The sequence below is a fragment of the Pseudomonas sp. 3B-A001-10F genome (assembly GCF_056313565.1).
The window spans coordinates 1-14182 of sequence record NZ_JBQYFW010000030.1 but is presented as its reverse complement, the minus strand read 5'-3'; the positions used below and the strand labels follow the sequence as shown (position 1 = coordinate 14182).

The window sequence follows — 14182 nt, the reverse complement described above, 5'->3', positions numbered from 1 at the left end:
CGCATTTCAAATGCATAAATAAATGCATTTGCGCATTGACTGGATATGCATGCATGCATATTCTTGTCGCCAAGCCGCTCGACAAAGCGGCTGGCAAGAAAGCTCTTTAGTTCCACAAGAACAGGCAGCGATGAACCGGCCTCAACGGTTCAGAGGGTTGGCAACTGACCCGGGTGTGCAGCGTAAAGCACCAGAAGCAGTTATCCGGCGGGCAGGGACCGCGGTCGGAAAAACAATCTGAATGGACTCGTACCGCGCCAGTAGCGCCGAAAAGTCAGCTTCCTTCTTGAACACAGGATTTGAAGGAAGGCGAAGGAGCGCATTACTGAAAAGCCCGGCACTGGTGCCGGGCTTTTTGGAATGCCTGCCTAATTTCATCGCGCTGTTTATCGCTAACAACAAACTCAGCAAGACGAAATGAATCTTTATTAACTGGTCTGGCCTGTCGCTCCGTACTGACAGACATAGGACATAGCGTTCGCTCAGAACTCATCAAAAAAGGGAATTGGAATGAATCGTTACGCACTTACAACCACCGTAATGGGTTACACCGTGATTCTTCAGGTCGTCGACATTGAGGGAGACGCGCCGGCTGTGCCGGCAAATGAACCCTATGCCGCATGGCGAGACATCACCGGTAACGACACTGCTCAGTCGGGAATGAAAATCACATGGGGCCCTGCTGGAGATGAATATGTTGCGGCTACTCCCCTCGAGCAACAACTGATCACCACTGGTCGCATGCAACAACGTTTTGATGCAGCCGAGCGCTGGCTGATGTTTAACCCTTTGCAATACAAGTCGGACCTCGGCATCGCCACTCCAGCGGACGAGTTGGCGTTGATCGCCTATAAGCAGTACTTCGTTGCCGTCAGCGAAGTTAACGAGCAAAACACATTCCCGACGATCAATTGGCCAGTCGCTCCGTTCTGATTCGGCCTATCCGCCGTAACCAAGTCTGGAGTGCATTACTGAAAAGCCCGGCTCTAGCTCCGGGCTTTTTGGAATGCCTACCTCAAGAGAAAACGATTGAACCCAACACACATCACTCATCAATCACCCTCAGGAGGCGTGACATGACAAGCGAGCAACAAGCGTTGGCGGACATGCCGATCTGGCTGGTCATCCTTCTTGCCGTTGTCGGCGGGGTGTCCGGCGAAATGTGGCGCGCCGACAAGGAGGGGGCACGCGGCTGGTCATTGCTGCGGCGCCTGGCCCTGCGTTCCGGCGCCTGCATGATCTGCGGCGTGTCGGCAATCATGCTGCTGTATGCCGCCGGCATGTCGATCTGGGCCGCTGGCGCGTTTGGTTGCCTGACTGCAATGGCCGGGGCCGATGTGGCCATAGGTCTCTATGAACGCTGGGCCGCCAAGCGCATCGGCGTCTGCGAAGTCCCACCCCGCGACCAGCCTTAACCTCGAATGTGATTCGTGCCGCCCTTTGGGCGGCAGGGCTGCGCGTGGACGATTGAAAAGGAGGTCATGTATGCCCACACCGATCCAGCAGCCGTCGCAACTGTTCACAGCCATCGCGACGACACTGCGCAACACCGCCGAACTCAATATCAGCGTCGGCAGTCGCGACGATTTCACGGCGCCAGGCGATCAGGCCTGGGTGCTGATCAACTTCGACCGCAATGCATCAGGATGGCGTGCCGCTGACGGGCGCATCGCTCATGTCATGACGGTGTCGCTGCAAGTCGTCCCGGCGCTTTCTGCAACCGCGTTTGCAGCGTGCGATCTGATTGCCGTGTTGAAAAACCTGATCACTGATAACCGCTGGAACTTGCCCGGTGATCAATGTGATTTGCCGACCAACATCGATGGCTTGCCGTCATTGTTCGGCGAGCAATTCAAGGCCTGGACCCTGACGTTCAATCAGACCCTTTACCTTGGCCAGCCCCTGCTCGATGACCCGCTGGGCACACCGAAATTCGCCCGTACCTGGGAAGTCAGCAACATCGACGATCCAGACCAATACACCGCGCTAGAGGCCTGACCGATGTTCGACGCGTTATTGCGCATGCAACTGGGTCCGATCATCGAACGCCTGGCCGAAATGGAAGCGGAAATCGACGACCTGCACCGCCGCGCTGAAAGCTTCTGCCGCATCGGCATTTGCCAGACAGTCGATGCGGCGAGCAATACCTGCCAGGTCAGCCACGGTGGCTTGCTCACGCCAGCGATCAAGTTTTTCAACCCCAGCGCCGGCGCACAGAGTGAGTCGCGGATTCCGACCGTGGGTGAGCAGTGTCTGCTGTTCAACTACGGCAGCGGCGAAAGTGGCGCACAAAGTGTCGCCCTGTTCGGCCTGAACAGTGATCGCTTTCCACCCGTTTCGACTGTCCCCACGCTGACGCGACGGGTTCATGTCGACGGCAGCGAAAGCGGCTACGACGATGCCACGCACACCCTCCACTGGCAAAACGGCCCAGCGGCTTTCAGCGGTTCTCGCGAGTCGCTGGAACTGAGCATCGGCCCGGCACGACTGGCGATGACGCCACAACTGATTACCCTGCAACTGGGGGCCGTCGGCCTGACCATCGACGCCTCTGGCGTGCACTTCAGCGGTCCATTGGTCGATCACCAGGGCCGTGTCATCAGCCCCTGATTCAAGAGCCTCCACATGATCGGAATCGATAGAGACAGCGGGGCCACGGTCGACGACTGGCTGCAATTTGTGCAGCGCGCGACCCGGGCCCTGACCACGCCGCTGGGCACCCGACAAAAACGCCCGTTGTACGGATCGCTGATCCCCTCGCTGCTGGGGCAGAACCTCGGTGACGACGTTCTGCTGTTGGCCCAGAGCCACGCCGCGCAGGCGTTCTACAACAAGCAAAACGGCATCGACGATTTTCAGCCGCAAGTGATCGTCGCCAGCCGTCAGGGCGCCGGTCTACTGCTGCGCTTCGCCGGCACCTGGAAAAACCGTCAACAAACCTTCGAGGTCGTGACATGAGCATGTTGATCCCCGGCCAGAACCAATTGGCCGAACCCGCGCTGATTACCGTCGAGGCTTTCGAAGATCTGCTCGCCGAGTTCAAGACTTTCGTCATCGAATATGTCGGTGTGCGTTCGCCGGACAGTGCCGCAAAACTCAAAAACAGCCTGGAAAACGAAAGCGAACTGCTGACGCTGGCGCTTGAGGCTTTCTGTATCCGTCTGCAAACCCACGAACGCAAATACAACGCCCGCATCAAACAGATGCTGGCGTGGTGGGCGACGGGGAGCAACCTCGATGCGCGGCTAGCGGACATGGGCCTGGAGCGGCAGTTGCTTGATCCCGGCGACCCGGCGGCATTCCCGCCAGTGCCGGCGATTTACGAAAGCGACGACGATGCCCGCTTGCGTTATTACCTGGCGCCACACGCTCCGGCGGCGGGCTCGCGTATGCAGTATCGCCGCGAAGTCTTTACGCTCGGCGAGCGTCCGACGGTGCAGGTCGAATCCACTGAGGCGGGTGTGGTGAATGTCACTTACACCTTCAACCCGGACGGCCTCGCTGCACAGGTCAAGGATGGCAATGGTCGGCGCACCGCGCCGGGCGAAGTGCAGGTCACTGTGCTGTCCCGAGACGGCGATGGCACACCTTCCGTGTCGTTGCTTGACGGCGTTCGTCAGCACTTCGCTCGACCGGATGTGCGACCTGAAACGGACCTCGTTACCGTCAAGGCTGCTGACATTCAGCGCTATAAGATCCGCGTCGTCGCCAAGATCAATTCCGGCCCGGATTCGGGTCTGACCAAAGTCGCCGCGCAACAGCAATTGCAGGCCTACGCCGACAGTTGCCATCGTCTTGAAGGCCGCGTTGATCCAAGCTGGATCGACTACACGCTGCACAGCGCCGGCGCTGTGCAACTGCAGATTCTCGAACCGCTGGCGCCGATCGTGACGACGGCGTTTCAAGCGCCGTACTGCACCGCAGTCGAAGTTGAGGTGCTGACGCTATGAGTGAGCCAACTCAGCGTCCGACGCTGCTGCCGGCCAACAGCTCGGCACTCGAACGAAGTCTGGATCTGGGCTTCGGCGCACTGCTTGATCGCATCGCGCCGCCGTTTCCCGAACTGATGAACCCGAGCGAAACGCCTGTCGCCTTTCTGCCTTATCTGGCAGCGGATCGTGGTGTCGCCGAATGGAGCACCGCCGCACCGGAAGCGGAAAAACGCCTGACCGTTGAACTGGCCTGGCCCACCGCGCGCCAGGCCGGCACTCGCAAGGCGTTGGAAAATGCCGCCAAGGGTTTGCAGTTAAGACCCGAGATCCGCGCCTGGTACGAACAGACACCGCCCGGTGCGCCGTACAGCTTTTCCGTACGAGCTTTTAGCGACCAGCCCTACAGCGAAGAAATCGACGCCCGTCTCGACCGACGTCTGGCGGATGCCAAAAGCGAACGGGATGTGCTGACGGTCTCGGTCGGCTTGAGCGCTTTCGGCAATCACGTCATCGCCGCCGCGACGTTCTGCGGTGAACTGACCACGGTTTATCCGGTGTTCATCGAAGGGCTCGAAACCTCGGGAGAGGCATTCATGGCTACCGGCATGTACACCGTCGAAACATCCACTATTTATCCTCAGGGGGCCTGAATGGCTGACTATTACACCCTGCTCACCAACGCAGGGATTGCCTACGAAACGGCGTGCAAGGCCGCGGGCACGCCGATCAAGTTGACGCAGATTTCCGTCGGTGACGGCGGCGGCACGGTCTACAACCCGGCCGCGACCGCCACCGCGCTGAAACGCGAAGTCTGGCGCGGCCCGCTCAATGCGCTGTTCCAGGACGAGAAGAACCCGAGCTGGCTGCTCGCCGAAGTGACCATTCCGCCGGATGTTGGCGGCTGGTATGTGCGAGAGGCGGGGCTGTGGACTGATACCGGGATTCTTTACGCCATCGTCAAATATCCGGAGTCGTTCAAACCGGTACTGGCGACGTCGGGTTCGGGGAAAGAGTTCTACATTCGCTCGATTTTCGAGACGAGTAATGCGTCGCTGGTGACGTTGTTGATTGATGACACCGTGGTTAAAGCCACGCGTGCCTGGGTCATGAGTTACCTCGCCGAAGAACTCGGCAAGCTGGATGGTAAGCAGTCGGTGCGTGTTGCGGCTACCACCAACGTGGTGCTGAACGGTGCGCAGCAAATCGATGGTGTTGCAGTGGTTGCTGGCGACCGCGTGCTGCTGCCAAGCCAGACGCTGGCCAAGGATAACGGCCTGTGGGTTGTTGCCAATGGCGACTGGGTACGGGCGACCGATGCCAACAGCAGCGCCAAGGTGACGCCGGGCCTGACGGTGATGGTGGAGGAGGGTACGGCGAACGGTGATTCGCTTTGGCATCTCACGACTAATGTACCTATCACTTTGGGCACTACTGCACTGACCTTCAAGATGCTGGCCGGGCGCACCGGGATTGCGGCCGGGACTTACAAAAGTCTGACGGTTGATGAATATGGTCGTGCGACGGCGGGTGCCAATCCTGAAACGTTGGCTGGGTTTGGTATCAAGGATTCGTACACCAAGGCCGAAGTTGAAGCGCTGATCGCCAAGGCTTCGGCGTTGCCGGTAGGTTCGATTGTCGCGTTCCCGGTTGATGCACCACCGCCGGGCTTTCTGGAGCTGGATAACAGCGTCAAGAGCAGCGCGACTTATCCGGACTTGAGCGTTTATCTAGGTAGCAAGTTCAACAAGGGTGATGAGGGCGTTGGCAACTTCCGTTTACCGGAGGCGCGCGGGGAGTTTTTGCGTGGCTGGGATCATGGGCGCGGAGTAGACGCCGGACGTGGTCTCGGCAGCTGGCAGGCCGACGACAACAAGGCGCATGCTCATACCGTCACCCGCATGCAGGCATTCGCCAATGCGACCGGCAGTAATCCGAGTGCCGTAGTGGTAGACAACGGCAATACGGCCGTAATGACCAATTTCGCGGCTGGCTTCAATAGTTCTGGTGGCGCGGAGGCACGACCTCGCAACATCGCCGTCATGTGGTGCATCAAAGCCTGGAACGCCCCGGTCAATCAGGGAACCATCGATGTCGCCGCGCTGGCCAAGGAAGTCGAACGGCTCAAATCTGCCGTTCCGGTGGGTGCAGTTCTGGCATTCCCTACCGGCATTGTCGCTCCCGGTTATCTGGAGCTGGATGGCAGTGTTCAGAGCATTGCGACTTATCCGGATCTCGCAGCTTATCTCGGCACCACTTACAACAAGGGTAATGAGGGTGCGGGTAACTTCCGCTTGCCGGAATCGCGTGGCGAGTTTTTGCGTGGTTGGGATCATGGCCGAGGAGTAGATGGAGGTCGCGCAGTTGGCAGCTATCAGAAAGGCTCACTGCTCCACGGTAACGATGACAATGGTGCTGAAGTTCATGGGCTCAATGGGATCAGTGCTAATCGAACTGGTCTGGGCTGGGATATTCCGGTGATGGCTGACTATTCCGGAGTCGGTACTTACACGGCAAGCGGAGTGAATGTCCCAGGAACCTCCCTTTATACTCAGGCGCACTATGGTGTGGCGCGCCCGCGAAACCTGGCAGTGATGTGGTGCATCAAAGCTTGGAATGCGCCGGTCAATCAAGGAAGCGTTGATATCGCCGCGTTGTCCGTTCTGGCTCAACAAGCGACTGAAATCAAACAAGGCACGGCAAAAGTAGCCACCCAAAATCAGGTGAATGCGGGCTCAGATGACAGTGTTTTTGTCACGCCCAAAAAGCTCCGTCTTGGCTTTGAGGTGAGCATCGCTCCTAATGGGTACATTGTGTTCCCGTCGTGGCTGGGCGGTCTCATGTTGCAGTGGGGGCAGGCCTACATGCAGGGAACAACGGAAACCTTCAACTACCCGACTGCGTTTCGATCGCAGGTCTATCAGATGGTGGCCACGGATGCGGGCAGTGGAGCCCATTCGCTTGGGGCTACGGCCATATCTCTAGCGGCATTTACCGCTTACGGTAACGTCGCAACAACGAACTTCCGTTACTTCGCGATAGGTGCATGATATGCGTTATTACAGCAAGACAACTGGCGGCACCTATCTGGACAGCCTGCATAGCACTATGCCCGGTGACGTGATTCCGATGACGGAGGAACGTTATCTGGAAGTTTTTGCTAACCGGCCGTTGGGCAAGGTTTGCGGTCATGACGATGAGGGGCTACCAATCCTGGTTGATCCGCCCGCTCTAACGTCATTCGAGAGAGCAGAGCAAGAGCGCGGTTGGCGAGACGAGCAGATCAACGCGATCCTGTGGCTGCGTGAACGTCACCGTGACCAACTCGATCTGAATCAGTTACCAACCCTGACAGCTGAACAGTTCAACGAGTTGCTGACTTACATTCGCAACCTGCGCGACTGGCCACAATCTTCAGAGTTTCCGTCAGCAGGAGCGCGTCCCGTCGAACCTGCTTGGATCGTCGAACAGCCCGAATAAACGCCCCGCACTCCGGGGCGTTTTCTTGCCCGCTTAAAAAGCATTCAACACCCGCCAAGCCCCTCCCCAAGAGGGGCTTTCCCGTTTATGGAGAAACGAAAAATGGCAACCCGCCAAACCTACACCGTGCTCGTCCCATTCCCCACCGGCGGTGGGCATTGGTCGAGCATCGGCCAAGACCTTGATCTGCTCGACGTCGAAGCCAGTGCCCTGCACAGCGCCGGTCGACTGGAACTGAAAACCCCCTCCACCCAGGCCAAAAAGGCCGCTGCCAAGAAGGCTGACTGACTATGGCTGAGGTTCTGAACTTCGAGCACAACGGCATTACCGTCAATGCCACCGAATCCCCCGAGGCCATGGGTGGCCTGGGTGACAACGTGATCGGTCTGGTCGGCACTGCGCCGAAAGCCGATCTGCTGATTCCGCGTAACGCCCCGTTCCGCATCAACAGCTTCACCACCCACGCGCTGCTCGATCCGACCGGTGCGGAAGAGGGCACCCTATACCACGCGGTCTACCAGATCCTCAAAGTGGTCAAGGTGCCGGTGTACGTGGTGATCGTCGAAGCGGGCGCGACTCCGGCCGACACCGTTAACAATGTGATCGGCGGCGTTGATCCACTGACTGGCCGCAAGCTTGGTCTGGCCGCGCTGGGCAGTGTTCCGGAAGACCTGACCATCATCGGTGCGCCGGGCTTCACCGGCACCAAAGCGGTGGCCAGCGAGTTCGCTTCGTTCGGCAAGCGCATCAAGGCCCGTGTGGTGCTGGACGGCAAGGACGCTTCGGTCGCCGATCAAGTGCTGTACAGCCAGGAACTCGGCGGCGCCGACCTCGGTTTCGACCGTTGCCTGGTGGTGCACAACATGCCGGCCGTGTACTCGAAAGCGGCGAAGAAAAACGTCTTCCTGTCGCCTTCCAGCCTGGCGATTGCCGCGCTGGCCAAGGTCAAGCAGTGGGAAAGCCCGGGCAACCAGCTGACCTACGCCGAAGACGTTTCGCGGGTCGTTGAATACAACATCCTCGATACCTCCACCGAAGGCGATCTGCTCAACCGCTACGGCGTCAGCTACTACGCCCGCACCGTGCTCGGCGGCTTCTCGCTGCTGGGTAACCGCTCGATCACCGGCAAGTTCATCAGCTACGTCGGCCTCGAAGATGCGATCAGCCGCAAGCTGGTCAAAGCCGGCCAGAAAGCCATGGCCAAGAACCTCACCAAATCCTTCATGGATCAAGAGGTCAAGCGCATCAACGACTGGCTGCAAACCCTGGTCGCCGACGAAACCATTCCCGGCGGCAGCGTTTATCTGCACCCGGAACTCAACAGCGTCGAGAAGTACAAGAACGGCACCTGGTACGTGGTTATCGACTACGGCCGCTACGCGCCGAACGAACACATGGTTTATCAACTCAACGCCCGCGATGAAATCATCGAGCAGTTCCTGGAGGACGTTCTCTAATGTTTACCAACCGCGTAAGACAGGCCATCGCGGCCACCCTGCAAGGCCTGCCGTTGTCGGCAACCGTTGAAGAATTCACCCCGCCGAAGATCGAATTCGATGTGGAAGAGATGCGTGGCGGCCGCTTTATCGTCGAGGAAATGGCCAAGGGCGGCAAAGCGCTCAACGCCAAGCTTACCCTGCAAGGTCTCGGCGCCGAAGTCATGCTGGCACTGGGTGTGAAGCTGGGCGACGACATCCTGCTGAACGTGCGTGAAGCCGGTCAGGATCAGGATGGCAACACCTGGTTCACCTATCACACCGTCGGCGGCAAGCTGAAATCCCTCGAAGAAACCGCAGTGAAAATGGGTGAAAAACCCAAGACCAATCTGGAGCTGTCCTGCCGCACCTACAACCGCCTGGAAAACGGTGTGCCGGTGATCGACATCGACGTACGCACCCAGAAGTTCGTGCTTAACGGCGTCGACATCCTCGGTGATGCCCGGCGTGCGGTGTTGATGCCGTAACCCGTTACACCGCAAAACCTGTGGGAGCGAGCCTGCTCGCGAAGCCTTTGGCACATTCAACATCAATGTGACTGAACGACCGCTTTCGCGAGCAGGCTCGCTCCCACAGTGGGCCAGTGTGACTGGCAGAAATTTAGTAACCCCCAAGAATCACCAAGGAATTCATACATGTCGTGGATGCCACCCCAGCATGACCTGCTGTCGCCAATTACCGGCGATGACGGTTCGCAGATCGAAACGATCCAGCTCAAACCGCTGTTCTACGCCGCGCAAAAAGATGCGCTGGAACGTGCCGGCGATGATGAAGACGATCAGTTCTTCGAACTGGCGCTGCTCGCCACCGGCCTGTCGGTCAAGGAACTCGACCAGCTCAAGCGCCCGGACTACGTGAGCATCGCCCAGTACGTGCACGAGATGTCGACACGCCCTGCGTCGTACTTTCTCGACCAGGTCGAAGACGCGCAAAAGTCCGACGATCCCGACCAAGTGCAATTGCTGCAACCGCTCGCAGTGAGCGGCCGCACCGTGACCTCGCTGTCGCTGGAAATGCCTGCGCTGCGCGCGACCAAAGTGATGAAGAAACTGAAAACGGCCAAGGAACGCGCCGAGTTCATCACCGCCCATTGCACCGGCCTGATGATCCCCGATCTGGCCCTGATGACCGTCCCGGACTGGACGCAATTGCAGGTGCGCATCGACGATTTTTTAAACCAGCCGGCGGCCTACTTTCGGAACGCGATATCGAAGTAATCCTCGATATCGTCCCGCTCATTTACCCGGTAAGTGAGGCGGAAATTCTCGAATGGGACGCCGAAAAGGCGTTGCGCCGCTACGACATAGCGATCACTCGCCTTGGCGTGAAACAGGAGTAGAGCGGCAATGGCAGAGAACAGATATGCGCTCACATACGCCGGTGAGAGCGGCAATACAACGGGCGGATTGTCGCTGCCCGACAACCTCGGTAAACCGCTGCAGGATTTGAGTCTGACGCTAGCGTTGGCAAGCGTGGATATTCGTTTGCTGACCCAAGAGCAGATCAAGCTGCGGGAGCTACTGGTCACCCAGCAGTCGTTGTTCAAGGCCGGCGCAGCAGCCCCTGCTGCAAGCGCTGAGCCGAAGTCCAAACTCAAGGCCGAAATCGAGCAGCGTCCGCCGCCGAAAATCACTCAATCGGCAATGGCCAACGAAACGGCGCTGGTTGAATTGAATCAGGTGCTGCACCTGAGCAACGAATCGCTTCAGGCACTCTCGGAAACGAACCTGGAAATCGCCAGTGATAAACGGGTTGCCCCTAGTGGGTCTACTGGCGCGGATTTGCTGCAAGTGCAACTCGCAGCGCTGCGGTCCGGCATCAGTGATGGTCTGAAGGGCGAGCAGAAAAAGGAGGCATTACAGGACTTCTCTCGTGATGCCGCCATCAATGCCTCGGCCTTCAAGATCGATGTCAAGGCTGCTGGCGAGATGTTGGCGGACTGGCGCACCGCTCTGAAGCTTGATCGGGTGCAGAGCCAGGATCTGGCAGACGCGACCAGCTACCTTGGCAACAGCGGCCTGAACGTCAAAACCGCTGACATCGGTTCCGTCGTTCAAAGTGCCGGGGAGGGCGCCAAAGCTGCAGGGATGACGCCCGAGCAAGTGGCTGCACTTGCGGCAGCATTTCTGAACAGTGGCGCTAACAAGACAGATGCCGCAGCGGCGCTGAAGAGTTTCACGACGGTTCTGGGTAAAGGTCAGTCCGCCTCATCGGCGCAGCGCTCGGCCTGGGCCGAAATGGGGCTGAACCCCGAGTCGCTGGCACGTGGGATGAGTGAAGATGCCCCCCAAACGATTAAGTTGGTTCTGGAAGAACTCAGGAAACAACCTGAAGAGAAACAGGCTTCACTGACAAAAACGCTGTTTGGCAACAATGATGCAATCCTTGAGTTGTTGAAGAAGCCTGAGGATGCTCAAACTGCGTTCAAACTGGTTTCTGACAAATCCCTGTATGCAACATCCAAACGCGGTGAGGATGCAGGTTCGGCGGCGCAAACCGCTGAGGCTTATGGCAATACATCGCAGGGACGCTGGAATGCGCTGGATGCGAGTCTGAACAGGCTGTCCACGGCAGTCGGCAACTCATTGGCCCCGGTGACAGATGGCTTTGCCGTCGCGCTCACGGCGGTGGTAAATGGACTGAGCGCCGCAGCCGAAAGCTTCCCGTTCGTCACAGCTGCACTGACGTTGCTTGGGGTAGCTGCCACTCCGTTCGTAGCGGGCGCGCTGAAGACCGGTGTGTCCTCAGTGCTCGACGCGGTTTCCACAAGACTTTTGCGCTTGGCGGCTGCGCGTTTACCGTCTGAAATCGGCGAAATGATCGCCGGTGAGGATGACGACAATGGCGGTCGCAAAAAGAAACGATCAGCACGCAGGCCGGGTCAAGGCAAACGGGCCAAGACCCCGGCGAAAAGTGCTCCGCCGCGCACTCAAACTGCTCGCCAAAGCCTGGGCAATCGCTTACGCGGTGCAGCGCTCAAGGTTATGCCTGCCATCAAAAGCACGGCTGCCAAGGTCTTGCCCGCAGTGCGGAGCGCAGGCGCCAAGGTTATGCCTATGCTGTCTCGAGCTGCGCCTATTGTGGGTAAAGTCGCTGCGCCATTGATGATTGCACACGCCGCCTACAAAGGCCTGAAAGGCTGGCGTGAGGGCGATGACAAAGCCGTGGGAGCGGCAACAGGTGAGTTAGCGGGTACAGCCATTGGCGCGGCCGTCGGCTCGCTTTTTCTTCCCGTTGTCGGTACAGCCATCGGGGGAGTCCTGGGTGGATTAGCGGGATCATACCTGGGGGAAAAACTCGCCAGCCCGCCCGCCGACAAACTCTCTGCGCCGGGAGATGTCGCGAAAAATCTGGTCAACGCTCCCTCCCAAAGCCAAAACCAGCAAGTCACCTTCTCGCCCTTGATCCAGGTCACCTGTCCGGCTCCGGACACGGCTGAACAAATCCGCACAATCATCGGGCAGCAACTGAGTGGGCAATTCCACGGCCAGTTCCTGCCGCTGTTGACCAACAACCCTCTCGCCACCCGCCGTGACGCAGCCCTGACCGATGGAGTCGCCTGATGAAACAACAAATGGCATTGGGCAGTTTCATTTTCGGCCTCTCGCGCCAATTTGCGTACCACTCGCTGTTGCGCAAGTCCGATGGCGGCTGGACAGAAATACAGATTCTCACCAGCAAACCCAAATCCAGTCAGACCGGCCAGAAGTCGGAAACCCTGACCATCACCGGCAAGTCGATGTACGCCGTGGCCATGGATCGGCTGGATGAATTGCGCGCCTTACAGGCACTGCGCATACCGCTGCCATTGATTGACGGCATCGGTCGCAATTGGGGCTTGTGGCGGATCAACAACGTTCAGGAAACCCAGACCCAGATCATCGATGACGGTACGGCGATGGTGGTCGATTGGGTCATCGAATTGGCGGAGTTCAACAATGCGTAAGGTACGAAGCGTGGCCGGTGATTCGGTGAATCTGCTGCTCTATCGCGAAACCGGGCGCAGCGATGATGTGGCTGAAGAAGCGCTGTGGAAACTTAATCCGACCCTCGCCGAGCATGGCCCGGTCCTGTCCGCAGGTGTCTGGGTGGTACTGCCGGAACTCGATACAAAAACCGCCGCAATCAAACCGCTCACAGCCTGGGATTAAGGAGGTCGCATGACACTGGGTTTTACCCCGGCGGTAGAAATCTACGGCGCCCATGCGGCCCTGCTCAATCAGCGTCTGATCAGTTGGGAACATATCGATGCCGCGGGCATCGAGTCGGACCAACTGACATTGACGGTGGACCTTGAAGGTCTCGACGGTTTGCCGAGTCTCGGTGGTCGAATCGGCCTGAAAGTCGGTTACCTGGAATCGGGCATGGTCGACAAAGGCCAATTCAAAGTCACTCGCCTGACGCCGACGCTGTTCCCGTTCCGTCTGACCCTGGTCGCTACTGCAGCGCCATTCAGCAAGGATGACGAGACCGGCTTCAAGCAGCGCCGCACGGAGAGTCACGGGCCGACCACTTTAGGTGCGCTGTTTCGCGAGCTGGTATTGCGACACGGCTTTTCACCGCGGGTGGCTCCCGATGTGTCGTTGATCCGTATCGAGCACATTGATCAGACCAACGAAACCGACATGGGCTTTCTGACTCGATTGGCGATGAAGTACAACGTGGTCGCCAAACCGTACGATCAGATTTACGTGCTGGCGCGGTCCGGCCAGACCAAATCGTTGTCGGGGCAGACGCTGGCGGATGTGACCTTGTCGGTGACCCGCAACAACCGCCCCGGCGATCATGCCTTTATCAGCGCCACTCTGGAAGAATCCGCCCGCGAGCAGGCCAAAGGCTGCAAGACCTGTTTTGTCGATGCGGCGACAGGCGTGTTGCGCTGGGTCGAAACCGGGCTTGCGCCGTTCAAGACCATCCGCCAGAAGCAACCCAACGAAGCGGATGCCATCGCCGTCGGCGAGGGTGAAGTGCGCAAGATGCTCCGGCAAAAGTTCAAGGTGAAGATCACCTGCCCCGGCGATCCACGGTTGGCGGCCGAAGGCCTGGTGCTGCTCGATGACACCTGGCCGGACTTCATGCGCGGACGCTGGTCGATCGACAGGGTCACCGCCAGTGGCAATCGAGAGAACAGCTATCGCTGCCTGATCGATGCGTCGTGCCTCGACCCCAAAGCCGAGTCCAAAGACTGACCCACGAGCCACCCTGTAGGAGTGAGCCTGCTCGCGATAGCGGTGCCACATTCAAAATCAACGCGCCTGACACACCGCTATCGCGAGC

17 protein-coding genes are annotated in these 14182 nt (G+C 58.7%); all 17 read left to right on the top strand.

Features of this window, described 5'->3' with window-relative positions; translation table 11 throughout:
• Positions 1-510: 510 nt before the first annotated feature.
• On the top strand, positions 511-933 hold the full coding sequence (locus AC0ZWN_RS22675; protein WP_476336599.1) for a tail fiber assembly protein: 423 nt from the start codon (positions 511-513) through the stop codon (positions 931-933).
• Between the two features lie 143 nt (positions 934-1076).
• A complete protein-coding gene (locus tag AC0ZWN_RS22670) occupies positions 1077-1415 on the top strand; it encodes a phage holin family protein (protein ID WP_236427604.1) in 339 nt (112 codons plus the stop codon).
• A 70-nt stretch (positions 1416-1485) separates the two neighbouring features.
• Positions 1486-1998 carry a hypothetical protein gene (locus AC0ZWN_RS22665; RefSeq protein WP_476336598.1) on the top strand — a complete coding sequence of 171 codons (513 nt, stop codon included), beginning with the start codon at positions 1486-1488 and terminating at the stop codon, positions 1996-1998.
• A gap of 3 nt (positions 1999-2001) precedes the next feature.
• Positions 2002-2610 (top strand): phage baseplate assembly protein V, encoded by a 609-nt coding sequence (locus AC0ZWN_RS22660; protein WP_476336597.1) that lies wholly within the window; start codon positions 2002-2004, stop codon positions 2608-2610.
• A 15-nt stretch (positions 2611-2625) separates the two neighbouring features.
• Positions 2626-2958 (top strand): phage baseplate protein, encoded by a 333-nt coding sequence (locus tag AC0ZWN_RS22655; protein ID WP_095188860.1) that lies wholly within the window; start codon positions 2626-2628, stop codon positions 2956-2958.
• On the top strand, positions 2955-3950 hold the full coding sequence (locus AC0ZWN_RS22650) for a baseplate J/gp47 family protein (protein ID WP_476336596.1): 996 nt from the start codon (positions 2955-2957) through the stop codon (positions 3948-3950). Before AC0ZWN_RS22655 ends, AC0ZWN_RS22650 begins: the two co-directional genes overlap by 4 nt.
• On the top strand, positions 3947-4582 hold the full coding sequence (locus AC0ZWN_RS22645; protein ID WP_476336595.1) for a phage tail protein I: 636 nt from the start codon (positions 3947-3949) through the stop codon (positions 4580-4582). The genes AC0ZWN_RS22650 and AC0ZWN_RS22645 overlap by 4 nt, the downstream gene beginning before the upstream one ends.
• Positions 4583-6979: a phage tail-collar fiber domain-containing protein gene (locus AC0ZWN_RS22640; protein ID WP_476336594.1), complete on the top strand. Its 2397-nt coding sequence runs from the start codon at positions 4583-4585 to the stop codon at positions 6977-6979.
• Position 6980: 1 nt separating this feature from the next.
• On the top strand, positions 6981-7409 hold the full coding sequence (locus AC0ZWN_RS22635; RefSeq protein WP_476336593.1) for a tail fiber assembly protein: 429 nt from the start codon (positions 6981-6983) through the stop codon (positions 7407-7409).
• 102 nt (positions 7410-7511) lie between these two features.
• Positions 7512-7697 carry a hypothetical protein gene (locus tag AC0ZWN_RS22630; RefSeq protein ID WP_427118840.1) on the top strand — a complete coding sequence of 62 codons (186 nt, stop codon included), beginning with the start codon at positions 7512-7514 and terminating at the stop codon, positions 7695-7697.
• A gap of 2 nt (positions 7698-7699) precedes the next feature.
• The gene (locus AC0ZWN_RS22625) at positions 7700-8866 is read left to right on the top strand and encodes a phage tail sheath protein (RefSeq protein WP_476336592.1); all 1167 of its coding nucleotides are present in this window, start codon (positions 7700-7702) and stop codon (positions 8864-8866) included.
• Positions 8866-9372 carry a phage major tail tube protein gene (locus AC0ZWN_RS22620; RefSeq protein ID WP_016985055.1) on the top strand — a complete coding sequence of 169 codons (507 nt, stop codon included), beginning with the start codon at positions 8866-8868 and terminating at the stop codon, positions 9370-9372. The genes AC0ZWN_RS22625 and AC0ZWN_RS22620 overlap by 1 nt, the downstream gene beginning before the upstream one ends.
• Before the next feature lie 168 nt (positions 9373-9540).
• Positions 9541-10122: a phage tail assembly protein gene (locus tag AC0ZWN_RS22615; RefSeq protein ID WP_476336591.1), complete on the top strand. Its 582-nt coding sequence runs from the start codon at positions 9541-9543 to the stop codon at positions 10120-10122.
• Positions 10123-10251: 129 nt separating this feature from the next.
• Entirely contained in the window at positions 10252-12468 is a 2217-nt protein-coding gene (locus tag AC0ZWN_RS22610; RefSeq protein ID WP_476336590.1) for a phage tail tape measure protein, read from the top strand.
• On the top strand, positions 12468-12851 hold the full coding sequence (locus AC0ZWN_RS22605; protein WP_110720157.1) for a phage tail protein: 384 nt from the start codon (positions 12468-12470) through the stop codon (positions 12849-12851). Before AC0ZWN_RS22610 ends, AC0ZWN_RS22605 begins: the two co-directional genes overlap by 1 nt.
• Positions 12844-13056: a tail protein X gene (locus tag AC0ZWN_RS22600; protein WP_414926602.1), complete on the top strand. Its 213-nt coding sequence runs from the start codon at positions 12844-12846 to the stop codon at positions 13054-13056. The genes AC0ZWN_RS22605 and AC0ZWN_RS22600 overlap by 8 nt, the downstream gene beginning before the upstream one ends.
• Before the next feature lie 9 nt (positions 13057-13065).
• Positions 13066-14094, top strand: coding sequence for a phage late control D family protein (locus AC0ZWN_RS22595; protein WP_476336589.1), 1029 nt, complete (start codon positions 13066-13068; stop codon positions 14092-14094).
• The last annotated feature ends 88 nt before the right edge of the window (positions 14095-14182 follow it).

Coding starts and splice junctions, on each gene's coding strand:
- AC0ZWN_RS22630 (WP_427118840.1), top strand. CDS start 7,512: ATGGCAACCCGCCAAACCTACACCGTGCTCGTCCCATTCCCCACCGGC.
- AC0ZWN_RS22605 (WP_110720157.1), top strand. CDS start 12,468: ATGAAACAACAAATGGCATTGGGCAGTTTCATTTTCGGCCTCTCGCGC.
- AC0ZWN_RS22665 (WP_476336598.1), top strand. CDS start 1,486: ATGCCCACACCGATCCAGCAGCCGTCGCAACTGTTCACAGCCATCGCG.
- AC0ZWN_RS22650 (WP_476336596.1), top strand. CDS start 2,955: ATGAGCATGTTGATCCCCGGCCAGAACCAATTGGCCGAACCCGCGCTG.
- AC0ZWN_RS22645 (WP_476336595.1), top strand. CDS start 3,947: ATGAGTGAGCCAACTCAGCGTCCGACGCTGCTGCCGGCCAACAGCTCG.
- AC0ZWN_RS22635 (WP_476336593.1), top strand. CDS start 6,981: ATGCGTTATTACAGCAAGACAACTGGCGGCACCTATCTGGACAGCCTG.
- AC0ZWN_RS22675 (WP_476336599.1), top strand. CDS start 511: ATGAATCGTTACGCACTTACAACCACCGTAATGGGTTACACCGTGATT.
- AC0ZWN_RS22670 (WP_236427604.1), top strand. CDS start 1,077: ATGACAAGCGAGCAACAAGCGTTGGCGGACATGCCGATCTGGCTGGTC.
- AC0ZWN_RS22600 (WP_414926602.1), top strand. CDS start 12,844: ATGCGTAAGGTACGAAGCGTGGCCGGTGATTCGGTGAATCTGCTGCTC.
- AC0ZWN_RS22595 (WP_476336589.1), top strand. CDS start 13,066: ATGACACTGGGTTTTACCCCGGCGGTAGAAATCTACGGCGCCCATGCG.
- AC0ZWN_RS22615 (WP_476336591.1), top strand. CDS start 9,541: ATGTCGTGGATGCCACCCCAGCATGACCTGCTGTCGCCAATTACCGGC.
- AC0ZWN_RS22625 (WP_476336592.1), top strand. CDS start 7,700: ATGGCTGAGGTTCTGAACTTCGAGCACAACGGCATTACCGTCAATGCC.
- AC0ZWN_RS22620 (WP_016985055.1), top strand. CDS start 8,866: ATGTTTACCAACCGCGTAAGACAGGCCATCGCGGCCACCCTGCAAGGC.
- AC0ZWN_RS22610 (WP_476336590.1), top strand. CDS start 10,252: ATGGCAGAGAACAGATATGCGCTCACATACGCCGGTGAGAGCGGCAAT.
- AC0ZWN_RS22660 (WP_476336597.1), top strand. CDS start 2,002: ATGTTCGACGCGTTATTGCGCATGCAACTGGGTCCGATCATCGAACGC.
- AC0ZWN_RS22640 (WP_476336594.1), top strand. CDS start 4,583: ATGGCTGACTATTACACCCTGCTCACCAACGCAGGGATTGCCTACGAA.
- AC0ZWN_RS22655 (WP_095188860.1), top strand. CDS start 2,626: ATGATCGGAATCGATAGAGACAGCGGGGCCACGGTCGACGACTGGCTG.